The sequence below is a fragment of the Nocardia sp. CDC159 genome (assembly GCF_023740735.1).
GTDB classification, from domain to species: Bacteria; Actinomycetota; Actinomycetes; order Mycobacteriales; family Mycobacteriaceae; genus Nocardia; species Nocardia pulmonis.
Window position 1 is genome coordinate 197,265 of the sequence record NZ_JAMRXH010000010.1, and the last position, 22,994, is coordinate 220,258.

Genomic DNA, 22,994 nt, shown 5'->3' on the forward strand with positions numbered 1-22,994 from the left:
CGAAACCGTTCGGGCGTCGCTCAATCCGCGCTCACCGCGTCGACGATCTCCAAACGCGCGGCCCGGATCGCCGGTGGCAACGACCCTGCCAGGCACATAGCCAGCGCACCGACACCGATCGCCAGGATCAACGGCCGTATCTCGAAGGCGACATCGAGACTGAGCACGTCCGACAGGGTGGTGGTGATCATGAATTGGTTGACGGTGCCGATCGCCATGCCCATGGCCCCACCGACAATGCCGATACCGGCGGCTTCGGCCAGGATCATGCGCAATACGAAGCGGCGGTTGGCTCCCAGGGCGCGCAGCATCCCGAGTTCGCGACGGCGGTCGAGGGTGGCGAGCATGAGGGTGTTGAGCAGCGCGATCGCCGAGACGAGAACCACGATCCAGGCCATGACCGCGATCACGATGGTGATCTGCGCGAGCGAGCCGCCGATCTGTTCCAGCGCCGCGGTCCCGGAGAAGACGTAGTACTCGGCGGGAACCACCGATCGGACGGCGGCCATGACCGTGTCGCGATCGGTTCCGGGCGACACCATGACCTCGAGTTCGGTGGAACCATCGCGGGCGAACCAGTCCCGCATTTGCGGCAGGTTCATGGCGATGATCCCGGTCAGGCCGGAGAAGAACGGCACCAACTCCAGCACCCGAACCTGGCGGATACCGCCCGGCGTCGGCAAGGCCAGCTCGTCGCCCTCGGTCACGCCCAGCCCGCGCCCGACATCGCGCGACAGTACGACACCGGCTCCCTGCAGCATCCGCGTCCGCGCGGATTCGGACATGGCCGTATAGATTTCGCGGTGCGAGCCCGCCTCCAAACCCTGGATCATCACGCGCGTGCCCTCGACCATCGCGAAGGCGGCCTGCCCCGCGATCACCTGCTCGACGCCGGGGACCGCGGCGACCCGCTGCTCGAGATCCTGCGGCAGGATCGGCGCGGTGGGGAAAACATCGGCAGGCGTGGCGCTGACGAAGATATCGGTCTCGGCCACCGACGAGAACGAATCGATCACCGACGCGAGACCGTTCGCGTTCGCACCGGTCACCGACACGGTCGTGGCGACCGCGGTGAACACCGTCATCACCGTCACCCAGACGCGACGCGGAGCGCGTTCGATATTCGCCGCGGCCAAGGCGCCGGGCGATCCGAAGCGTCTGGCTATCGCCGCCGCGGACCGCACCAGCGGCACCGAGAACGCGTATCCGAGCAGACATCCCGCGATGAAGGCCAGGGCGATCGCGATCATCGCGACCCGCCCCAGATCCGAGACGACGACCAGGACGACCCCGGCGACCGCCGCCACACCGAGCACACCCGCGACCACCCGCGCCGCCAGGCCGCCCGCTTCCGGTTTCGACACGAGGACCGGCGCCAAGGACTCGATCGGCGAGACCGCGTAGATGCGGCGCGCGGCCAGCGCCGCCGCCGCCACACTCGCTACGACACAGGCGATCACCGCCAGCGGAATCGCGTACGGCGGCAGCACGTACTCGCTCTGCACCTCCAGCGACTGCACCAGCGCGGACGGTAACCGCCCGATGGACACGCCACCGATCAGTACCCCCAACAGCGATCCGAGCACGCCACCGACGAGCCCGAGCACCGCCGCCTCGATCAGCATGTCGCCGAAGATCATGCGCCGCTTGCCGCCGAGGGCGCGCAGCATGGCGAGGGTGGGGCGGCGCTGCACGATGGCCATGCTCATGACGTTGTAGACCAGGAACGCGGCGACGACCAGCGACACCGACGCCGCCATCAGTGCCATCGCACCGAGCACCATGACCGAGCCACTGGCCTGCGCTGCCCGCAATCCAGGCGCGGCGACGACCGCGCGGCCATCGAGCGCCCGGGCGATATCGGAGCGGACGGTAGCGACCTCGGTGCCCTCGGCGACCACAACGAGAACCGAATCCAGCAGTCGTGCGCGGTCTGTCACCGCCTGGGCGGTACCAAGGGTGGTGATGACGAAGCGGCCGCCATTGAGACGTTCGGCTTCCGCGCCGTGCACCACCGCCACCACCGTCAGCCGGTGGCTTCCGGTCGTGATCGTGTCGCCCACACGGTAACCCGAGCCCGCGCCCACCGCGGCGGCATTCGGGACGCTCAGCAGTATGCCGCCGCCGCCGAGCTGCCCATCGATCGACCGTTGCAGATCGCTGCCCAGCGCGCTGGCGCTGAGATCCACACCCAGCAGCAGCACTTGCCCGTTCGCGACGGGGGCCTGCGTGCGCACCATCGGCACGGCCGCACCGACACCTGGTACCCGCCGAATCTCCTGGGCCAGTGCCTGATCGAACCCGGCGTCGGTGATTCCGGAGACCTCGAGGTCGGCATCGCCGCTGACGCTGTTGGCCAGCCGCTCGATCGACCCGGTGATGGATCCGGAGATGCCGATGACCGCCACGAGCAGTGCGGCGGAGACCGCGATGACACCGACGGTGGCGATCGCGCGGCCCCAGTGCCGCCGGAACTCGCGCAGGTTCAGCAGCCGCACCCTCGACAGACTCGACACGCCCATCGGTAGACCCCCGTTACCGTTCCTCGTGCGGACCGCGATCCCGCTGCGTCCCAACGTACCTACCCGCTCGCGGCCTGTCGTCGTTATGCGCGCGAAGGCCGGCCGTCCAGACCACGATGCGCTCCGCCCACGCCGCGCCCTCGGCCAGTACGACATCGGTGTGCCCGGCGCCGTCGATGACCTGGAACGTTTTCGGTTCGGGCGCGGCGCCGAACAACTGCCGTGCGGACGCGAGTGGTACGACCGAATCGTCGCTGCCGTGCATGACGAGCAGCGGTGAGCGCAGCGCCGAAATCCGGCGCAGGCTCGGATAGGCATCCGGCACCAGCCAGCGCGGCACCAGCGTGCCCATCGCCTCGACGACGTCGCGCACGCTCGTGAAGGGCGAGGTGAGAATCAGACCGGCCGGGGGATGCGTCAGTGCCAACTCCAGCAGGATCGCGCCGCCCATCGACTCGCCCGCATAGAACACGCGACCGGGATGCACGCCATCGCGTCGGGCCAACTCCCGCAGCGCCGCCCGCGCGTCCTGATATGTACCGGTTTCGTCGGGTGTTCCCGAGCTGCTGCCATAGCCGCGGTAATCGAAGGCCAGCACATCGAATCCGGCCTCGGCGAGCAGCGCGACGTGCAGCACGCAGTCGCCGATATTGCCCACCGCGCCGTGTGCGAAGAGCACGTGTCCCCGGCATTCACCGACGGCGGGTACCCACCAGCCGTGCAGGATCACTCCGTCGGAACTCGCTATTTCCACATCGACATGATGGGCGCCGACCGCGGCCGGTGTTCTCCGTATCGGGCGAGTGGGAAAATAGAGAAGCCTGTCCAGCGTGCGTCTCATATCGTCGACGATAGCAAGGGAATCGTTATTGTGCACCGAAATCTGCCCTCGAAATATGAGGGGGGTGATAGGGGTTTCGGCAATTTACAGACGCGCGCGACAATACAGGCGTGCGTCACTTCGGACTGTATTCGGTGAGAACCGCCGATACCCCCCGTGTCACCTTTCCGCCCGGCCCCACGGAGGGTGCACTGGGCACCCTCCGCTTCCTGCGGGACGGGCTGCGTTATCTGTTCCGCGGCGAAACCGTTGTCGATGAGATGGTCCAGAAGTACGGTGGCGCATTCCAGTTCAATGCGCCGATGTTCGGCAAGAATGTCGTGGTCACCGAGCCTGCCCTCATCAAACAGGTCTTCACCGAGCGGCCCGATATCTTGCTCGGCGGAAAGGGTGTATCGCCGACCGTGCCGATCTACGGTACGGATTCGATGTTCGTGCACGAGGAGCCCGAACATATGCGGCGACGCAAGATGCTCACACCGGCGTTTATCGGCAAAGCACTCGCCGGATACGAGAAAACCATGCTCGAACGGACCGCCGCGGCGTTCGACACCTGGCCGGAGAATGAGAAATTCTCCCTGTCACACGAAACGCACCGTCTGACTCTGGACATTATTATCCGGGTGATATTCGGTGTGACCGAGGATGCGGAAGTGGCCGCCATGGTCGGCCCACTCCAGCGTTTGCTGCGTTTCGGTGTCAGCGAGGAAATCGTCATTCGCTACGCCTATCGCTCGTTCGGCACCCTGAAGTATTGGCGACGACTGCGGCGCACCTTCGCCGAAGTGGACCCCATGCTCCAGGACCTCGTCGCGCGCCGGCGCGCGACCCCACCGGACCACCGCGGTGACGATGTGCTCTCGATTCTGCTGGCGACGGTCGGAGCCGACGGCGAACTGCTCACCGATCGGGAGATCCACGACGACCTCATCACCCTGCTGCTGGCCGGGCACGAAACCACCGGCAACACCCTCGCGTGGTGCGTCCACGAACTGACCCGCGCCCCGGCCGCCATGGCGCGCGTTCGTGAGGAAGCCGAGACCGGCGGCAGTAAATTCACCGACGCCGTGATCCAGGAGGTGCTGCGCCTGCGGCCGCCCGCGGTCGCCACCGCTCGCGTCACTGCCGATCACTACCGGCTCGGCGAATGGCAGCTGCCACCCAACACCTGGATCGTGCTGCACATCGGCGGGGTCAATCACCGACCCGACATCTACGAGGACCCGTGGGAGTTCCGCGCGGAACGCTTCGTCGACAGCCCGCCCGGATCGTTCACCTGGATTCCGTTCGGCGGCGGCATCAAACGGTGCCTCGGCGCCGCTTTCGCCATGCTCGAAGTCCGCACTTCGCTGCATTACCTCGTCCGCCACGGTGATTTCTACGCCGCCGATCGTCCCGATGAACTGGATCGGCGTGGTGTCATCCTCCGGCCCAAGCGCGGGATTCAGGTCGTCCTGCACAAGCGGCAACCGGTGCGGTGACGACTGGTCGCTCGCACGACCGAGCTCGCTCCGAGGCCCCCGAAACGGAAGCCTCATCCGGAAACTCGCGCATGCGCGATATTCAGAAATTCGTAGGGCCGCCCCGCCGTGGCGCCCGAGCTGGTGACGAGATAACGCTCGCACATGTCCCGTGGGCTCAGATCGCTGATCAGCTGCAAACCGTGATCGGAAAGCACCTTGGGCAGCGCTGCGGGGTCGATCCCGGATCGGAACGGCTCGCCCAATCGCTCGACCCGTCGCACCAGTCGGTATGCGCCGTAGGCGCTGTAATCGCCCTGCACGATCGTGCGATGCCAGTAGTCGAAGACGATCGAGCTGCCTTTTCCGGATCGTTCGGCCACACCTCGGAATATCGATGACATGGCGTTGTCGGTGAGATACCCGCTCACACCCGACAATATGAAGAGCGTTCGGACGTCTTCCATGTAACCGGCCTCGACCAGCGAGTCCAATACATTGTCGACCTCGAGGTTAGCCGATACATATCGGACCGTTTCCGGTAACTTGCCGAATATGCGCTCGACCGAGCGTCGCTTTTTCTCCTGGGTGAGCGGATGGTCGACCTCGTAGGTCATGGCGCCGTCGAGGGCATCGGCGAAGCGGTGCGCGCGGGTGTCGTAACCCGCACCAAGTACTACCAGTTGGTCCAATCCGTCCGAAATCTCGTCGGCGAGCACCTTGTCCATGTGCTTGCCCCGCGCGAGTTCGTAGTAGTAGACGCCGGGGGAGACGAGTTCGAACACCCGGGGAGCGAGCGCGAGGAAGGGGCGGAACTTCGTGTAAACGGTCATATGCGGCGTAAGGGGCAGCATCTTCCGGGCCAGGTAGTCGGGGTGGCGCAGGTTGGGATCACGCTCCGCGGCACCTGCGGCGCGCAGGGCCGCCATCGCCGCGGCTGTACCACTCGTCAACATTCGATAGCGCCCTCGGTCCATGGCGGAAGTCTCCCTAACGGTACGGCGAATAGAGCCGGACATCAGCAATGCCCATCTCGGGACATCTTTACTTCGGATATCGTGAGTAACTACCCCTAGAACCCCCTGTGGATCATTTCGGCGATCTTGAAATCACGGTCAAGCCCTTAGTGATACCGTCTTGACGGTTTACCTTCACATACGGTTGCATCTCGTTCGGGCTCACCGGGGGGATCCGATGGCCGCGGCCGTCGACGGTGCAGTGTACGCCAGCTCCACTCCGGCGCCAGCATCGCAGCGAGGGGAGTTCGTTAAATGAACGAAATGTCTGAGATACCGAGTACCAGCAATGGTCGAGTGCCTATTCGGCAGGTGCGCCAGCATCGAGGCCGCGCTGCTCTGACATATTTGAGGAATAGTTCTCGAGCTCATATCGATGTCGCCCGGGTGATGGCAATTCTCGGCGCCTCCAGTACCGGTGAGCTGATCGCGGATATGTTGAGTTTCGATGTGGCCGAAGTGAATTCGATTATCCAGGATATGACCGCGGTCGGAATCGTCGAGAACGCCGCGATACCGCACCGATCGATTCGGGAGCGAATTCTCCGTGACATGCGAATGGACACCCGACAGGAGCTGCACCACCGCGCGGCCGCGGTGCTGTACAAGCGCGGGCATCCCGCCGCCACCATTGCCGAACATCTCCTGGGGGCCGTGACCGTCCGCTTCACCTGGGCTCCCGCGGTACTGCTCGCCGGGGCGAAGCAGGAGGTCGGCAACGATCGGGTCGACCGGGCCACCGCTTGTCTCGACCTGGCGTACCGCTTGAGCCACCAGGCCTGCGACCGGGCCGCTATCGCCGTATCGTTGGTGGCAACCGAGTGGCGAACAAACCCTTCGACGCGGACGCGCCATTTCACGCGGTTGATCGCGGCGGTCGGCACCGGACTCGTCCCGGCCCGGGATCTCCCCCTCGTGATCAGATATCTGCTCTGGCATGGCCGTCGCGACAAAGCGGACCTCGCCCTCGACCAACTGTGCGGTAATGCCAAGGACACCACGCTCCCGGCGCACGAATTCCACACGCTGGACACCTGGTTGAAGTACACCCATCCGGAACACCATCGCAGACACCGCGGTTCACTGCGCCTGCGCTCCGAGATGGGCCCGGCCCGCGGCGGCGATCCCCGTGGTGGATCAGCGCGAACGGAGGTCGCCGACCTGTTGGAGGGGACCTTCAGCGGGCAGCCGCTCGAGGTGAATATCCAATTGGCGCACCACATCTTGGCGCACTCGCGGCTCACGATGGACACCGTCGAGGCGCTCGTGACCGCGCTGACCTGCCTGCTCATCGCCAATCAACTCGATGCGGCCGCTACCTGGGCCGACGCGCTGCTCGCCGAATCCGAAGCCCGCGGCGCGCCGACCTGGAAAGCGGCCTTCGCGAGTCTTCGCGCCGATGCGGCGCTGCGCCAGGGCGACCTGCACGCCGCGGCGCAGTACGCCACCGCGGCGCTCAACGCGGTTCCGGCGGGCAACCTCGGCGTCCAGGTCGGCCTTCCCCTCGCGATACTGGTTCGGGCGCTCACCGCGCGCGGACACCACGAGCAGGCCGCCGCACAGCTCAAACGCCCGGTGCCCGCGGCGATGCTCGAGTCGCGATTCTGCCTGCCCTATCTGCACGCTCGCGGCCATCATCTGCTCGCGCTCGGTCGTACCGAAGACGCCCTCAGGGACTTTCACCGCTGCGGCGAACTGATGCAGCGCTGGCAGATGGACGTTCCGGGACTCGTGCCCTGGCGTAACGACACGGCCGAGGCCTACCTGCGACTGGGTGATCGCCGCCGCGCGCAGACCTTCGCCACCCTGCATCTGGATCGGCCCGGGTGCGGCGATCACCACCGCACCGATGGGGTGTCGCTGCGGATTCTGGCGCTCACGAGCACCGTGCACCAACGGATTCCACTGCTGCGCGACTCCACCGCCATCGCACGAGCCGGCGGCGACCGGTATGAAATGGCAATGGTGCTGGCCGAACTCGGCAAAACGCATCGCAGCATCGGTGATCGCACCCGCGCGCGGACGCTGACCCGCAACGCCGCCCGGCTCGCCGAGTCATGTGGGGCGGATGCGCTGCTCGAGGAACTCGACCCCGTTCGCACACAGCACGTTACGCCCGTCCCCACACGGGTCGACCTGCCCCGGACGATCGACTCGTTGAGCCCCGCGGAGTTCCGTGTCGCCGAACTCGCCGCCGACGGTAAGCGCAACTCCGATATAGCCCGCACCCTCGACATCACCACCAGCACGGTCGAACAGCATCTCACCCGCGTCTATCGAAAGTTGAACGTGGCCCGCCGCACCGAGTTGACCTTCGTGCTACTGGCCGATTCCAACCACCGGCCCAATATCGGCGCCGCGGGTTGACGGCGAACGGTACCCGCTCGATCACGAAGGCAGAGACCATGACCGACACCCTCGATACCGCGAAGTGGTACAAGACGTTCCATCCGACCCCCGCGCCCGCCGCCCGGCTCGTGTGCTTCCCACACGCTGGTGGGTCAGCGACCTACTTCTGGCAGCTGTCCGCCGCCCTCGGCCCCACCGTCCGAGTGGAGTCCGTCCAGTATCCGGGCAGGCAGGATCGTAGGCATGAACCACTGATCGGCGACCTCCACACCCTCGCCGACCTGCTCACCGACGCACTGGCCACCGGTGAGCTACCTACCGCCTTCTTCGGACACAGCATGGGCGCCACCCTCGCCTTCGAAGTCGCCCGGCGCTGGGCCCGACGCGGTACCCCACTGTCGTCGCTGTTCGTCTCGAGCCGGCGCGCACCCTCGCTCCCGCCCGCCCACCGGGTCGCGTTCGACACCGATGCCGACGTACTGGCCGAAATCAGATGTCTCAGTGGCACCGACGGGCGACTACTGGACGACGAGGAGATGCGCGCGATGATCCTGCCGATCGCTCGCAACGACCTTCGGGCCGCCGAGTCGTACACCCTCCACCCGGGCCCGGATCTCAACTGCCCCATCATCGTGCTGCGGGGCACGGGTGACCCCCGCGCCTCCGCCGACGAGGCCGACCAGTGGCGCAACCACACCACCGGCCCATTCTCCACCCACACCTTCGACGGCGGCCACTTCTACCTCGACACACACATCACCGAGGTAGCGGGGATCATCTCTGGCCATCTCGATCTCGAGCGGCCCTGACTCCGGGGTTGTGCCGAGCGCGGCCTGGGGAGTTACTCCACCACCTCGACCACGTCACCGGGTTCGAGGTATTCGAAGAACGCGCGGGCGCCCTCTGGAGTCATTCGGACGCAGCCGTGTGACTGTTCCTCGATCGGGCCGATATGGGTGGCGATATCGCCGTTGAAGAACACCGCGTACCGCATCTCCGCGTTGTGCAGGGTGCTCCAGTGGTAGATCTCCTTGAAGTTGACCTGGAAGACGCCCGGAGGTGTTTCGTAGCCGGGGCGGCCGAAGGAGACCGGGGTGGGGCCGTAGATCACCTTTCCGTTGTCCATCAGCCAGCCCTCGTTGGTGGACAGGCGGAAGCAGGCCCGTGCCTGCGCCGAGCAGGGTGCCGTGACCGGCGCGGGCGGAAGCAGCGCGGACAGGCCCGGGACGGCGGGCAGGGCCGGGAGTGGCGGCACACCGGGGAGTGTCGGCAGAGCCGGGAGCGCGGGCAGATTCACCGGCAGATTCGGAATGGTCGGTGCGGCAGGTATTTCGGGTCCTGCTGGCCACAGCGGCCCGGCGGGCCAGAGCGGTTGAGCCTGCGCGGTGGCCGTCGAACCGAACCCCGCCGCGGTCACCCCGGCGGCCACCGCGGCCCGGGCGCCCCACCGGTTGATCGTGGTCTCGCTCCGCCGACGATGTCTACCCATCAGTCTCGCCCTCTCCGCTCCGCCAAGCGCAGTGAAGGCTAATGCGCACTCCGGCCAAGGGCGAGCAACATTAGCCGTGGCTCAACAGATTTCAAGCCCTGATTAAGCAATCGGCGTCGGTTCGTAGCGTCGGCCGGACGACAGGTACGGTGGATCGGGGAGTGTCGTACGGGAGGGGAGGCCCGGTGAGTCGGCTCAAACGCTATGAGCTGGTGGTGCTTCGGCTGTGCAATCCGCTGATCGGCTGGGTGATCGAGCGGTTCGGGCCGCCGACCTATGCGCTCGTGGAGACGACCGGGCGGCGCACCGGGAAACGCCGCCTGACGCCGGTGGCCAACGGGCTGGACGGCGACGTGTTTTGGCTGATCGCGGGGCTGGGTGCGGAGGCGCAGTTCGTACGCAATATTCGGGCCGATCCCCGGGTGCGAGTTCGCGCGCGCCCGGCCCGGCTTCGCGACGGTGTGCGGTTGCGTTGGCGAACCGGCACCGCGACGCTGCTCGAGGACGACCACGCGGCGGCCCGGCATCGGCTACTCGGCCGGGGGCGGCCGATGTTTCGGCTCGACGGACTTGTGCTGCGCAGGCTGGCTCACGGCGAGCGGATGCTCACCATCCGGATCGATCTCGACTGATACGCCGATGCGAGTGTGGACATTGCAGGCGCCGGAGGTGGCGAGTGCGCTTCGCCGCACCGGCCGCTATCGACCGGACTGGGACCGGGTCCCCGTGAATTGGCGAATCGCGTACGGGGACATGTTGATCGAGATGCGCCGCCGAGGCATCGACTGCGGCGACGGTCCGCCGGTGTGGTGCTGGCCGGGGCGGGCCCGGCCGCGCAAACAGGTGCGTATGACGGCGAATCTGCTGCTCGGCGACGACCAGTGGGCCCGTGGCGTCGACCTGCTCGAGCTCGACATACCGAACGAGCTGACCGTGACCACCTCCTACGGCAGGTGGAACGACCACCTGGAGCGCACCATGTCGCTGACGGCCGCCGAGAAACCGTGCCGGATGGACTGGCGGCCGACGCCGGTACACGACTACGACGCCCTCCAGGTCGTCGTCCCCGAACTGCGCCGGGAATGGCTGGTGCGGGTGCGTCCGTATCCGCCGGACGCGGAAACGGCCGCGCGCATCGCCACCGATCCCGATCTGGCCGTGTTCCGGGCGGGGAGTGGCCACTAGATTCTGATCGTGACCACCATCAGTCGCCGAAACCTCTTGGCCACAGCGGCTCTCGTGACGCTGGCCGGATGCGGTGCCGACAAGACCGCGCCCGTGACCGCGACGCGACCCCGGCCCGCGCCGCTGGTCCCCGAGTTGCTCGCACTCGAGCGAAAATTCGACGCGCGGCTGGGCGTCTATGCCGTGCACACCGGCACCGGCGCGACCATCGCCCACCGGGCCGACGAGCGCTTCGCCTTCTGCTCGGCGTTCAAGGGGGTGGCGGCGGCCGCGGTCTTGAGCCGTAACCCGCTGTCGCACCTGGACATGGTCGTCAGGTACTCCGAAGCGGATCTGACCGAGAATGCCGCGATCACCCCGAAGCATGTGGCTACCGGCATGACCATTCGCGACCTGTGCGACGCCGCCGTCCGCTTCAGCGACGGCACCGCGGGCAATCTGTTGCTGCGCGACCTCGGCGGCCCGGCTCAGCTGACCGCCTACGCCCGCACGCTGGGCGACACGGTCACTCGCATGGATCGCATCGAGCCGTTCATCACCGAGGCCACCCCCGGTGACCCCCGCGACACCTCCTCCCCCCGAGCCTTCGGCACCGCTTACCATAAGATCGTGCTGGGCGACGCCCTCCCCGAGGACAAACGCGCCTTCCTGCGGGACCTGTTGGAGCGCAACGTCACCAGCGCCCAGCGCCTCCGCGCGGGCCTGCCCGCAACCTGGCGAATCGCCAACAAGACCGGCACCGGCGACTACGGCACCCTCAACGACATAGCCATCGCCTGGCCCCCGGCCTCCGCCCCACTCGTCATCTCGACCATGTCCAGCAAGACGACCCGGGACGCCGAATACAACCAGGCCGTGCTCGCCGAGACCGCCGCCTATTTGGCAGCCATCCTGCGCTGATGACCGAGCGGCAGATGTGGTCCTCCGAAACCCTGCGATCGACCCTGGATCTGCCCGCGCCGCGGCGCAACCATTGAGCAATCCGGCGACCGTCGGCGGTGTGGCCCACGACCTCGTTGTGCAGCAGCGTGGCGAGGACGTCGACGCCGTTTCGATACCTCGGCAGATCCAGGAAGTAGCAGCTTGATGATCTTGCTCGACGATGGCCCGAGCGTTCCACGCCGCCGTACTGGTGGCCGGGGGAAATTCGAGTAGTCGACCACTCTGGTTAACCCTTGCGACGCCATCGACGATTGCTATAACAGCACGCGTGGACGGGATCGCCGCCGCGACTTCGTACCACGTGGTGTCGAAGGAGTGCGCGATGGCCCACCAGTCCGTGACCGGCAAGCCTGGCTCGGGCGGATTCGATGCCGAAGTGGTCGTGCGGTCGCTGGAGGCGGTCGCCCTGCGCATCGTCATCGTGTCGCCCATCCGGTTGTATCGCGACGGCGTGGCGGCGGTCCTCGACGCGCTCGATGATGTGGCCGAGGTGTGCGCGTGCGCGCTGGCGATCGAGGGTATCGATGCGGCGCGACGGATCGGGGCGCAGGTGGCGCTGCTGGATATGACGGCGGTGGGCAGTGCGGCCGCGGCCCGGGTATTCACCCGCGAGTTGCCGGGGGTGAATGTCGTGGCGCTGGCGCTGCCCGAGACCGAGCAGTCGGTGATTGCCTGCGCGGAGGCCGGGATCGTGGGTTACGTCTCGCGCGAGGGCACCCTCGACGATCTGATCGCCGCGGTGCGACATGCGGTGAAGGGCGAGATGCTGTGCTCCCCGGTGATCACCGGCGTGCTCATGCGCCGCGTCGCCCGGCTCGCCGACGGTCGCCGCCCGGACACCGGCCGCCGATTCCGCCTGACCGCCCGGGAACGGGAGGTCGCCGATCAGGTCGCCCTCGGCCTCAGCAACCGCGCGATCGCCGAGCGGTTGGGCATCGAGCTGTGCACGGTCAAGAACCACGTCCACAACATCCTGGACAAACTCGGCGCGGTGCAGCGCGCCGAGATCGCCGCTCATCTCTCGGAGTAACGGCTCACCGAACTTTCCTCGTCCGTGCCGTGCCCGGATCGGATCCGGACCGGGTTCAGGCGAAGTCGGACCCGGGGGATCCATTGTCCCGGCCGAGCCCGCGGGGCGTTACTGAATGCGGTGGCGTCGGTGGCGACGCCGGTTACGAGGCCCAGATGAACGACATGACCGGGACCACGGTCGCGCTGGTCGCGTGCTCCGGGATCATCGGCGGACTGATCCGTCGCGGCCTGCGCGCTCGCGCCGATGTGACCGTCGTCGAGGACGCCCCGGCTCATGATCCGCAGCGGTTGCGTCGACTCGCGCCCGACGTGGTGGTCTGGCAGCTCGACGACGACGCGATGCTCGACCGGAGACCCGAATTGTTCGGCGCCACCGGCGGATTCCCGGTCATAGCGATCATCGACGACGGCCGCGGCAGTGCCGTGTGGCGGCTGCTGCCCCAGCGCACCGCGCTCGGCGCGCCGTCCATCGACACCCTCGTCGACACGATCCACGCCGTCACGGCGTCAGCAGAGGAGAACCCGCCATGCCAGTGAGCCCGACCTATCCCGGTGTGTACATCGACGAACTGCCCAGCGCGGTCCGCACCATCGTCGGGGTGCCGACCTCGATCGCGGCCTTCGTGGGCTGGGCGCCGCGCGGTCCCGCCGATCCGGTGCACATCACCAACTTCGACGACTACACCCAGACCTTCGGCGGTCTGCACGAGCAGAGCCCGATGAGCCACGCGGTGTACCAGTTCTACCTCAACGGCGGCAGCGAGGCCGAGATCGTCCGGCTCGTCGGTGCCAGTGCCGCGGCCACGATCCAGCTGCTGCCCGCACCCGCTGGCAATCCACCCGCCGGGGGCGGCCCGAAGCTGAAGGCGGCCAGCGGCGGATCCTGGGGCAACAAGCTGCGGGTCCGGGTCGACTACGACACCAAGGATCCCTCGGACACCAAGCTCTACAACCTCACCATCCGCGACGCGGGCATCGGGGCGCAGGAGACCTATCTCAACGTCAGCATCGACCAGTCGAATCCGCGTTACCTCGCCAATGTGCTGAGCGGGTCACGGCTGGTGGTACTCGATGGCGACGCCACCACGCGCCCGAACGCCCACGCGGCCGTGACCGCGGGCCTCGACCCCTTCGCCGACGGCAAGGTCGGGGATCCGCCCGGCGGCTGGTACTCCGAGCCACCCGCGGGCAGCGGCACCGACAGCGCCGCGATGGCTCAGGCCGACTACGTCGGGGACAATTCGACCACCGGGCTGTATCAACTGCGCAAGACCGACATCTTCAACATGCTCTGCCTGCCGGGGCTGCTCGGCGTCGCCGAGGGCACCGCGGGGGCGAACACCGTCCAGGATGCCGCGCTGCAGCTGTGCGTCGAGCGGCGGGCGATGTTGATCGTCGACCCGCCCGACGAGTGGAAGACGGTCAACGATGCGGCCGATCCCAACAGGGCCCATCACCTGAAGGGCGACTCCACCAAGAACGCGGCGATCTATTTCCCGAACGTGCGCGTCGGCAACCCGCTGCACGGCGGCGCGGTCGAGAAGTTCCCGCCGTGCGGTGTGGTGGCGGGCATCTGGGCGCGCACCGACGTGCAGCGCGGGGTGTGGAAGGCGCCCGCGGGCACCGCGGCCTCGCTCAATGGCGTCGCGGCGCTGGGCCACGACGTGCCACTGAAGATCACCGATCTGCAGAACGGCATCCTGAATCCGTTGGGTATCAACTGTCTTCGTTCCTTTCCGGTGGTCGGCCCGGTGTCCTGGGGCGCGCGCACCATGCGCGGGGCGGACCGGCTGGCCGATCAGTGGAAGTACCTGCCGGTGCGGCGGCTGGCGCTGTTCATCGAGGAGAGCCTGTACCGCGGCACGCAGTGGGTGGTGTTCGAGCCGAACGACGAGCCGCTGTGGTCCTCGATCCGGCTCAATGTCGGCGCGTTCATGAACAACCTGTTCCGCCAGGGCGCGTTCCAGGGCCGCACCCCGCAGCAGGCGTATCTGGTCAAGTGCGACAGCACGAACAATCCACAGAACGACATCGATCGCGGAATCGTCAATATCCTGATCGGTTTCGCGCCGCTGAAGCCCGCGGAATTCGTGATCATCCACATTCAGCAGCTGGCCGGTCAGATCCAGGTCTGAAGGCAGGGAAGGACTTTCAGTCATGGGCGAGGCAAAAACCAAGCGGCGCGACCCGTTCAAGAACTTCCGGTTCCGGGTCAAGTTCAGCGGCGGTAGCGAGTACATGCTCGGAGTGAGCAAGGTGACCGGATTCAAGCGGACCACCGAGGTGATCAAGCATCGCGCGGGGGGCGATCCGGCCACCAGCACCAAACTGCCCGGACGCACCGAATTCGACCCGATCGTGCTCGAGCGCGGCGTCACCACCGACAAGGTGTTCGAGCAGTGGGCCAACCGGGTCTGGAGTTTCACCAATGCGGCGGGCGGGCTGGAGACCTCGCTGAAGGACTTTCGCCAGGACCTGATCGTGGACGTGTTCAACGAGGGCGGTCAGAAGGTGCTGTCGTATCAGGTCTTCAACTGCTGGGTGTCGGAGTGGCAGCCGGTTTCGGATCTGGATGCCAACGCCAATGCCGTTGCCATCCAGCACATCCGGCTGGAGAACGAGGGTTGGGTGCGTGAGGATCTGCCCGAGCCCGCCGATGTCTCCTTCACCGATCCGGTGATGTGATGTCCGGGGTCAGCGAGGTCGAGCTGCTGTCGATCTGGGAATCGGCGGCCGGGCAGGGCCCGATCGGGCGGGCGCTGGTGCTGGCGGTCGCCGGTGGGGCCGATGCGCGGACCGTCGCTCGGCTGAGCGTGGGCCGGCGCGACGAGTTCACGCATGTGCTGCGCGAGCGGTGGCTGGGTGACGAATTCGACTGTGTGGTGAGCTGTCCCGGTTGTGCGGTGGAGCTGGAATTGACGTTGTCCGCCGCGCAGCTGCGGCGCGCACCGGCCGAATCGGAAGGCGCGCTCTGCCGGGCGATCACCTCCGCCGATCTGCTGGCGGTGGCCGGAGCCGCCGATCCGCGCCGAGAGCTGTTGTCGCGGTGTGTTTTCGGGCGAGCCGATGAGGCGGTAGTCGTCGCCGAGCTGGCGGCGCTGGATCCGCAGGCCGATGTGATGGTCGAACTCGATTGCGCGGTCTGCGAATACAAGTGGTCGGCTCCCTTCGAGATCAGCGCATATCTGTGGGCGGAGCTGGACGCGCATGCGCGGCGGCTGCTGTACGAGGTGCACGCGCTGGCGAGCTGCTACGGCTGGTCGGAGGCCGAGGTGTTGGCGGTGGGTCCGGCGCGGCGGCGGCGCTATCTGGAAATGGCGGCGTCATGACCGATTTCGTCGATCGACTGCTGGGCCGCGCGACCGGTGCGGCCATTCGGCCGATGATTCCCACATTGTTCGAGCCGTTGGCGAGGCGGCGCGCCGGGGAGCCGTTGGTGTTGGGCACGGTCACCGATACCGCGCACGGCGAAAACAGCGGCGGCGCGGCGGAACCCATCTGCCCACCAGCGGCACAGTCGCATCCGATCCGGATCCTCCAGGCGCGCGAGCCTCGGCCGACGGTGGGTGCGTTGCCTCCGGAGCGGCAGCCGAGCTCCGCTGTGCCGGTCGCCGCGCCCGAACCCGTGACGCAGTCGCGGTCGGGCGAGCCGCCGGTGACGGTACCGGTCGTCGAGCCACCGATGCCGTCGGAGCCGGCGCACAGGTCCGCGACGAGCGTGGTAGCGCACACCAAACTCGTTCACAGGCAATCGGTTCCGGTGTACGAGCCCGCCGCGGTCCCGCCCGCGTCCCCGTCCCGCCGAGCCACCGCGTCCCGTGCCGGACGCCCACCCGAACCCGAAGTGCGGATAAGCATAGGCCGGGTCGAGATCCGAGCTGCCGCCCCGGCCGCCGAGCCGACCCGCCGGACCGACCCGCCGAAACGGCCCCGCCTGAGCCTGGACGACTATCTGCGCGGGCGGGACGGAGGTGTCCGCTCATGAGCGACGCGCGCGCCATCGAGGCGGTCACCAGGACGCTGCTGCAGCTCATCGACGATGCCGTCAACGACACCGGGCTGGGCTTCGGCGGCGGGGTGAAGGTGATCGCCCAGCCGCCGCACGAGGTGCGCACCGATATCGAACCGCTGCAATGCAATCTGTTCCTCTACCGCACCGAGGTGGACGCCGCGCTGCGCAACGAGGAGCCGCTCGAGCTGCGGCCGGGCGAGTCCGGGGATCCGCCGCTGCCGCTGGTGCTGCACTATCTGATCACGCCATATATCCAGGGCGGTAAGGATCCCGATGCGCATCGTCTGCTCGGCTTGGCCGTGCGCGCGGTGCACGAGCAGAGCCTGCTCAGTCGCCGAAGCCTCACCGATTCCGGCCCGTTCAGCAATGTCGCGGCGCAGCTGGACCGGATCCGGATCACCTGGCAGCCGCTGGCCGCGGGCGATATCTACTCGCTGTGGTCGGCGTTCCAGACGCCGTATCGGTTGTCGGCGGCCTTCGAGGTGCGCGTGGTGCTCATCGACAGCAGGCGTGCGCCGCGCGCCCCGGTGCCGGTGATCAAGCGTGGACTCGCCGACGAGGGACCGATTGCGCGCGGCGAGGTGAGCTCGCCCTTCCCGCAGTTGGAGCTCGCGTCGCCGCCGAACGGCCAGAGTGCGGCGCGTCTCGGTGACATCGTCGTGCTGCGGGGCGCCAATCTCGCGGCCGCGAGCGTGGCGGTGCACTTGGTGCATCCGCTGCTGGCCGATCCCGTACCGGTCCCGGTGTCGAAGATCGCGGCCACCGCGGTCGAATTCGTCCTGCCCGCCGCGGGCATCCCCGCCGGACTGTGGTCGGTGGCGCTGGAGCTCACCGATACCGTTGCCGGACAACAGGTCTCGACCACGACCAATGCGGTACCGCTGGGCGTCGCGCCGCGGATCACCAGCGCCCTGCCGATCAGCGTGGCGCGTGATCCGGCAGGGGTGGCGACGGTCGGCCTCACCTGCGACCCGCCCGTGCGGTCGGGTCAGCCGGCATCGCTCATCGTCGGCGGCCGGGCGGTGGCCGAAAAGCGCTCCGGCACCGGCATCCCGATCACCGGGACCGCCCTGACGTTCGTCATCGACCGCGCCGAGCCGGGCGATCACCCGCTGCGGCTGCGGATCGCGGGCGTGGACAGTCTGCTGATCGATCGCTCGCAGCCCAAGCCGCGCTTCGACCCGGCCCAGACCCTGACGGTGACGTGATGAGCCCGATCCTCGACCACGACGACTGGGAAACGGCCAACGGCCGCTTCCTGGCGGCCTCGCTGGCCTGGATCCGGCTGCTGCTGCGCCGCCGCATCGATGAACGCGCCGGTATCGCGGTCGCACCTCGGCGGGGCTGGCCGGGCGGCCGCCGGGAGGAGGAGTTCTCCGCCCGGGTGACCGAGTCCCAGATCGCCACGGCCGCCGCCGATGTGACCGCCGCGGCGGATATTTCGCCGCCCCCGGCCCTGGTCCGGCTGGCCGGTCGCCTCGGCCTGTCGCGATTCGAGCGGGACACGCTGCTGCTCTGCGCGGCCGTCGAACTGGATCCGGCGGCGGGCCCGCTGTGCGCCCGCGCCCACGGCGACGAGCAGCTGCGCTGCCCGACCTTCGGCCTGGCCCTGGCGATCCTGCCGAATCCGGCGTGGGAGGCGGTCGCACCGTGCTCCGGTCTGCGCCGGTGGCGACTCATCGATATCACCCAACGCCCCGGCGAGGGCATCCTCACCGCGGGCCTACGCGTCGACGAGCGAATCCTCAACTACCTCAAGGGGCTCGACCATCTGGACATTCGCCTCACCCCCTTGGTCACCCAGCTGGAACCGGCCGCGCGTCCGCTACCGCCCTCGCAGCAACGAGTCGCCGAGGAGCTCGCTCGGGAATGGCGTGGGGACACCCCGGGCGGGCCGAGCGTCCAGTCTGCGGGGGCAAACGCCCGCGAATCGCGTGGGGACACGCTCAGCGGTCAGCAGGTCGAGGTGGAATCGACCGATGATTCGCTGTCGTCCTCGCAGCGCGGGGTGGCCGACGACCGCGCTCGCGAGTGGCGCGGGTTCGTCCCGAGCGCGCCGATCATCCAGTTGGCCGGGGCGGAACCGGCTGCCAAGCAACTGGTTACCGCGCAGGCCGCCGCCCATTCGGGCCTCGTCGTCTATCGGCTGCCCGCCGCGCTGTTGCCTGCCGCACCGGTGGAGCTCGATGAGTTGGCGCGGCTGTGGGAGCGGGAGGCGGTGCTTGCGCCGCTGGTGCTGTATCTGGACGCGCAGGAGGTCGATGAGGGTGGGGCGGATCGGCCGCCGGTGGAGCGATTTCTGACGCGGGTGCGGGGGCGATGTGTGCTGGCCAGTCGGGAGAGCTGGTCGGAGGCGGGGCGTCGGGCGCTGGTGCTGGATGTGGCCGCGCCGACGGCCGATGAGCGGGCGGTGGCCTGGCGCGAAGCTCTGTCGCCGGGCGCCGACGCGGGTGTGATCGATGCGCTGTCGGCGCAGTTCGCGCTGGAGGACAGCGATATTCGCGAGGTGGCGCGGACGGCGGGGGGTAGCGCGGAGCAGGCGTGGCGGGCCTGCCGGGCGCGGACCCGGCCGCGGATGGACGCGCTGGCGCAGCGGCTGGAACCGCGGGTGGGGTGGGACGATATCGTGCTGCCCGATGCGGTGCTGGCGGTGCTGCACCGGATCACCGATCAGGTATCGCATCGGACCACCGTCTACCAGCAGTGGGGATTCGGGGCCCGGATCAGCCGTGGGCTCGGGGTGAGCGTGCTGTTCGCCGGGCCGAGCGGCACCGGTAAGACGATGGCGGCCGAAGTGCTTGCGGCGCAACTGAAACTGGATCTGTACCGGATCGATCCCTCCGAGGTCGTCGACAAGTACATCGGCGAGACCGAGAAGAAGCTGCGCCGCGTCTTCGACGCCGCCGAACGCGGCGGGGCGATGCTGTTCTTCGACGAGGCCGATTCCTACTACGGCCGCCGCAGCGAGGTGAAGGATTCGCACGATCGCTACGCCAATATCCAGATCAACTATCTGCTGCAGCGCATGGAGACCTATCGCGGCCTGGCCATCCTGGCCACCAATCTGCGCAGTGCGCTCGATCCGGCCTTCCTGCGGCGGCTGCGATTCATCGTGGACTTCCCGTTCCCCGGCATCGCGGAGCGAAAGGGCATCTGGGAGCGCTCCTTTCCCACCGACGCACCCGTGGCCGGACTGGACTTCGATCGGCTCGCGCGGCTGCCCGTCAGCGGCGGCATGGCCCGCAATATCGCGGTCAACGCCGCCTTCCTGGCCGCGGCCCGCGGCGGCGACATCACCATGCGCGAGGCGCTCGCGGCGGCACGCACCGAATTCGAGAAGCTGGAGCTGCCGATCCGGGACCGCGACTTCGTCATCGACGAGGTGAGCGAGTCATGACCATCGAGGTGCGGATCGATCGGATCGTGGTGGATACCGCGGTGCGGCACGGGTGTTCGAGGACGGATGCCGTCGCCGTGCGAGAGGCCGTGTGCGCCGAACTGACCCGGCTGCTGGCCACGACCTCGGCCGCGTCGTGGCGGGCGGGTGAGCGACGCCGAATCACCGTGCACGCGAACGAAATCGCGGCCGATCCGGCCGCATGGGGTGGGATCATCGCGCGCTCGCTGTGCGCCGGACTGTTCGACGGCGAACGGGGCGCACGATGACGGCCCAGCATATGGAACCCCAGCCCGAACCGACGGTTCGCCCGCCCGTCGCGCGCGACGCGGCACCGGATGCCGTCGGCGAGGCGCTGGCCGGGCCGGGACGCCCGCTCGAGCCCGACGAGCGGGCACGGATGCAAGGCCGATTCGGTAGCGACTTCAGCGCGATTCGCGTACATACCGATGCCCGCGCGGGCGATTCCGCACGTGCGATCGATGCCCGCGCCTACACCGCGGGCAAGGACATCGTCTTCGCCCCCGGCGAATACCACAGCGGCGCATCCGATTCCGAGCGCCTGTTGGAACACGAGCTGATGCACACCACGCAGCAGCGTCCGCTCTCCGGCGCGGATCTCGGCGACCTGCGCGTCGGCGATCGCGACGACCCCGCCGAGCACGGCGAGACGCTCACCACCGCGCCGATCGTGCGGCGGCAACCGACCGGATCGAATATCCCGCCCGCGCACGCCCGCGGGCACGCCGGGGAACAGGGCATGGGATTTCTTGGCTACCGCGCCGAGGACGGCTGGTTCTTCCTCGAGGGTCCCAGCGGTGCGAAGGGCCACGGCATCACCGCCACCGGGTTCGACGGCGTGGCCGTGCGGACCAAGGGCGCGATCGAGATCCACATCCTGGACAACAAGTCCCTCGCCCGCGAGGGCAATGTGTCCAGCGCGTCGGCGCTGACCAAGAACCTCGGCAAGAATCTCGACAAGCTGATCAGCCGGATCGGCTCCAAGGATTTCGACGATGTTCCGCGTATCGGCGAGATTCGCGCGGAACTGGCCGCGGCGCGCAAGGCCCTGGCCGCCGGGCAGAAGCTTTCGACGACGGTCCGGCTCATCGTCACCGGTGTCGGCGGCCGTTCGACCGGGGTCACCGCCCGGCTCGCCGGGCAGGGGGTCGAATTCAGGGACCTCGACGCACCGCCGCCGAAGGCGGGCACAAAGGTGGGCGAAGCGCCGAAACCGGGCACGAAGGTCGAGGTAGCGCCCAAGGCGCCGGAGGCGAAACCGGCGGCCCCGAAAGTTGTTGTCCCGCCCAAGGAACCGGAGGTGAAACCGGCCGCGCCCAAGGTGGCCCCGAAAGGAACCCCGCGCACCGGCGGCCGGTCCGGGGGCGGCGGCGCGGGAGTCGGCATCGCGGTCGGCGGGGCGATCGTCGACGTGATCGCGCAACTGGTCGTGCAGCATTACGTGCAGGACATTCTCGACGAGAAGAACGCCGAGGCGTTTTCCCGCGATCTGGACAAGTATCAGGACCGCATCGACAAGCTGATCACCGCCCAGCAGGCGACCATCGACCGCCTCGCGGCGGCGGGCACCCCCACCTTCGTCAACATCACCCTGCTGGTGCGCTATCAAACCGATGTCTCGGGCCAGCTGGGCGGCGGCACCGCCTATATGGGCATGGATCTGAAGAGCCTGGTGATCAGCGGTAACCGCATCGAGACGGTGTCGGTGACCGAGGCCTCCCGGGGTTGGGGCGCGGCGGCGCGCGAGGCGTATCTCGGCAGCTCCGAGCGGCTGATCTCGTTCTCGCTCGGCTATCCGGATCTGCGGATGGCGAGCAAGGAGGATCCGCGCGCCTCCGGCGGCGGGTGTTTCATCGCGACGGCCTGCTACGGCTCACCATCGGCCCGGGAGGTGCTGGTACTGCGCACGTTCCGGGACCGTGTCCTGCGAACCCACGCCACGGGACGCGCTTTCGTCCGGGCGTACTACCGGCTGTCGCCGCCGCTGGCGAATTCCCTGCGGCGGCACGAGTGGCCGCGTGTCCTCGTCCGGACCGCCGCGATCGCCCCGCTCGCGCGGGCCGCGGCGGCATATCTGGAACGGAGAGACCGATGAGCGGCTTTCCGGGACGCGCGAAATCGGTACGCGGCGGATTCGTCCTGGTCGATCCGGATACCGGGCAGCCGGTGAAAACCATTCCGTTCCAATTCAATCCGGATACCCTCACCCGCACACTGCAGCCGCAGGGCATCGGCAGCGAGCCCGGGGATCGGCTGGAGGCGCTGCGGTTGAAGGGCCCACCGCACGAAACGATGAAGTTCGAGGCCGAATTCGACGCCGCCGACGCCGCCGACAAACATCCGGACGGCCTGCATCCGGTGCTGGCGGCGCTGGAACTGAGCATGTACCCGAACGTCGCGCAGCTGCGCGAGGAGGATGCCCAGGCCGGGCGGGGCACCCTGGAGATCGCGCCGGTCGAAGCGCCGCTGACCGTTCTCGTGCTCGGGCCCAAACGCGTTGTGCCGGTGCGGATCGCCGATTTCAGCGTCACCGAGGAGGCGTTCGATCAGGCGCTCGCGCCGATCCGCGCGAAGGTGAGCATCGGGGTGCGCGTGCTGACCGTCGACGATCTGGGTTATCGGCACAAGGGCGGGCTGCTGTACCTGGCCCATCAGTCGCAGAAGGAGCGCTTCGCGCATCCGGTCGATTCCGCACTCGGCACGCTCGGCGTGTCCTCGATCTAGGGGT

Annotated in this window: 21 protein-coding genes; 17 read left to right on the forward strand and 4 right to left on the reverse strand. The window is 68.0% G+C overall.

Going from position 1 to position 22,994, the window contains the following annotated elements:
• Positions 1 to 20: 20 nt before the first annotated feature.
• Together NDR87_RS22775 and NDR87_RS22780 are read right to left on the reverse strand one after the other, a co-directional pair.
• Positions 21 to 2,522, reverse strand: a complete 2,502-nt coding sequence (locus NDR87_RS22775; RefSeq protein ID WP_251914967.1) for an FtsX-like permease family protein — start codon at positions 2,520 to 2,522, stop codon at positions 21 to 23.
• Positions 2,523 to 2,535: 13 nt separating this feature from the next.
• Entirely contained in the window at positions 2,536 to 3,363 is an 828-nt protein-coding gene (locus NDR87_RS22780) for an alpha/beta hydrolase (protein ID WP_251914966.1), read from the reverse strand.
• A 110-nt stretch (positions 3,364 to 3,473) separates the two neighbouring features.
• On the opposite strand from NDR87_RS22780, the gene NDR87_RS22785 reads away from it, so the two are divergent.
• Positions 3,474 to 4,844: a cytochrome P450 gene (locus tag NDR87_RS22785; protein ID WP_251914965.1), complete on the forward strand. Its 1,371-nt coding sequence runs from the start codon at positions 3,474 to 3,476 to the stop codon at positions 4,842 to 4,844.
• A 53-nt stretch (positions 4,845 to 4,897) separates the two neighbouring features.
• Here NDR87_RS22785 and NDR87_RS22790 read toward each other — a convergent pair whose 3' ends face one another.
• A complete protein-coding gene (locus NDR87_RS22790; RefSeq protein WP_251915227.1) occupies positions 4,898 to 5,842 on the reverse strand; it encodes an SAM-dependent methyltransferase in 945 nt (314 codons plus the stop codon).
• Between the two features lie 477 nt (positions 5,843 to 6,319).
• Here NDR87_RS22790 and NDR87_RS22795 point away from each other — a divergent pair, with 477 nt between their 5' ends.
• Together NDR87_RS22795 and NDR87_RS22800 are read left to right on the forward strand one after the other, a co-directional pair.
• Positions 6,320 to 8,206 carry a LuxR C-terminal-related transcriptional regulator gene (locus NDR87_RS22795; protein ID WP_251914964.1) on the forward strand — a complete coding sequence of 629 codons (1,887 nt, stop codon included), beginning with the start codon at positions 6,320 to 6,322 and terminating at the stop codon, positions 8,204 to 8,206.
• Between the two features lie 38 nt (positions 8,207 to 8,244).
• Positions 8,245 to 8,997 carry a thioesterase II family protein gene (locus NDR87_RS22800; RefSeq protein ID WP_251914963.1) on the forward strand — a complete coding sequence of 251 codons (753 nt, stop codon included), beginning with the start codon at positions 8,245 to 8,247 and terminating at the stop codon, positions 8,995 to 8,997.
• A 32-nt stretch (positions 8,998 to 9,029) separates the two neighbouring features.
• Here the strand turns inward: NDR87_RS22800 and NDR87_RS22805 are convergent, their stop codons facing one another.
• Positions 9,030 to 9,677 (reverse strand): L,D-transpeptidase, encoded by a 648-nt coding sequence (locus NDR87_RS22805; protein WP_251914962.1) that lies wholly within the window; start codon positions 9,675 to 9,677, stop codon positions 9,030 to 9,032.
• Between the two features lie 185 nt (positions 9,678 to 9,862).
• On the opposite strand from NDR87_RS22805, the gene NDR87_RS22810 reads away from it, so the two are divergent.
• The 14 genes from NDR87_RS22810 to NDR87_RS22875 all read left to right on the forward strand — a co-directional run bounded on the left by NDR87_RS22810 (position 9,863) and on the right by NDR87_RS22875 (position 22,990).
• Complete coding sequence (locus NDR87_RS22810) at positions 9,863 to 10,309, forward strand: nitroreductase/quinone reductase family protein (protein ID WP_251914961.1); 447 nt, start codon at positions 9,863 to 9,865, stop codon at positions 10,307 to 10,309.
• Between the two features lie 7 nt (positions 10,310 to 10,316).
• Positions 10,317 to 10,862: a hypothetical protein gene (locus NDR87_RS22815; RefSeq protein WP_251914960.1), complete on the forward strand. Its 546-nt coding sequence runs from the start codon at positions 10,317 to 10,319 to the stop codon at positions 10,860 to 10,862.
• 9 nt (positions 10,863 to 10,871) lie between these two features.
• Complete coding sequence (gene bla / locus NDR87_RS22820; RefSeq protein ID WP_251914959.1) at positions 10,872 to 11,762, forward strand: class A beta-lactamase; 891 nt, start codon at positions 10,872 to 10,874, stop codon at positions 11,760 to 11,762.
• Positions 11,763 to 12,126: 364 nt separating this feature from the next.
• Positions 12,127 to 12,834 carry a response regulator transcription factor gene (locus tag NDR87_RS22825; protein ID WP_251914958.1) on the forward strand — a complete coding sequence of 236 codons (708 nt, stop codon included), beginning with the start codon at positions 12,127 to 12,129 and terminating at the stop codon, positions 12,832 to 12,834.
• 155 nt (positions 12,835 to 12,989) lie between these two features.
• A complete protein-coding gene (locus tag NDR87_RS22830) occupies positions 12,990 to 13,373 on the forward strand; it encodes a hypothetical protein (protein WP_251914957.1) in 384 nt (127 codons plus the stop codon).
• Positions 13,364 to 14,971 (forward strand): phage tail sheath C-terminal domain-containing protein, encoded by a 1,608-nt coding sequence (locus NDR87_RS22835; RefSeq protein WP_251914956.1) that lies wholly within the window; start codon positions 13,364 to 13,366, stop codon positions 14,969 to 14,971. The genes NDR87_RS22830 and NDR87_RS22835 overlap by 10 nt, the downstream gene beginning before the upstream one ends.
• A 22-nt stretch (positions 14,972 to 14,993) precedes the next feature.
• Positions 14,994 to 15,521 (forward strand): phage tail protein, encoded by a 528-nt coding sequence (locus NDR87_RS22840; protein ID WP_251914955.1) that lies wholly within the window; start codon positions 14,994 to 14,996, stop codon positions 15,519 to 15,521.
• Complete coding sequence (locus NDR87_RS22845) at positions 15,521 to 16,165, forward strand: hypothetical protein (RefSeq protein WP_251914954.1); 645 nt, start codon at positions 15,521 to 15,523, stop codon at positions 16,163 to 16,165. The genes NDR87_RS22840 and NDR87_RS22845 overlap by 1 nt, the downstream gene beginning before the upstream one ends.
• On the forward strand, positions 16,162 to 16,821 hold the full coding sequence (locus NDR87_RS22850) for a hypothetical protein (protein ID WP_251914953.1): 660 nt from the start codon (positions 16,162 to 16,164) through the stop codon (positions 16,819 to 16,821). The genes NDR87_RS22845 and NDR87_RS22850 overlap by 4 nt, the downstream gene beginning before the upstream one ends.
• Complete coding sequence (locus NDR87_RS22855) at positions 16,818 to 18,056, forward strand: DUF4255 domain-containing protein (protein WP_251914952.1); 1,239 nt, start codon at positions 16,818 to 16,820, stop codon at positions 18,054 to 18,056. Before NDR87_RS22850 ends, NDR87_RS22855 begins: the two co-directional genes overlap by 4 nt.
• The gene (locus tag NDR87_RS22860) at positions 18,056 to 20,245 is read left to right on the forward strand and encodes an ATP-binding protein (RefSeq protein ID WP_251914951.1); all 2,190 of its coding nucleotides are present in this window, start codon (positions 18,056 to 18,058) and stop codon (positions 20,243 to 20,245) included. The genes NDR87_RS22855 and NDR87_RS22860 overlap by 1 nt, the downstream gene beginning before the upstream one ends.
• A complete protein-coding gene (locus NDR87_RS22865) occupies positions 20,242 to 20,514 on the forward strand; it encodes a hypothetical protein (protein WP_251914950.1) in 273 nt (90 codons plus the stop codon). The genes NDR87_RS22860 and NDR87_RS22865 overlap by 4 nt, the downstream gene beginning before the upstream one ends.
• Complete coding sequence (locus tag NDR87_RS22870; RefSeq protein ID WP_251914949.1) at positions 20,511 to 22,361, forward strand: DUF4157 domain-containing protein; 1,851 nt, start codon at positions 20,511 to 20,513, stop codon at positions 22,359 to 22,361. The genes NDR87_RS22865 and NDR87_RS22870 overlap by 4 nt, the downstream gene beginning before the upstream one ends.
• Positions 22,358 to 22,990, forward strand: a complete 633-nt coding sequence (locus NDR87_RS22875) for a hypothetical protein (RefSeq protein ID WP_251914948.1) — start codon at positions 22,358 to 22,360, stop codon at positions 22,988 to 22,990. The genes NDR87_RS22870 and NDR87_RS22875 overlap by 4 nt, the downstream gene beginning before the upstream one ends.
• Positions 22,991 to 22,994 lie beyond the last annotated feature (4 nt).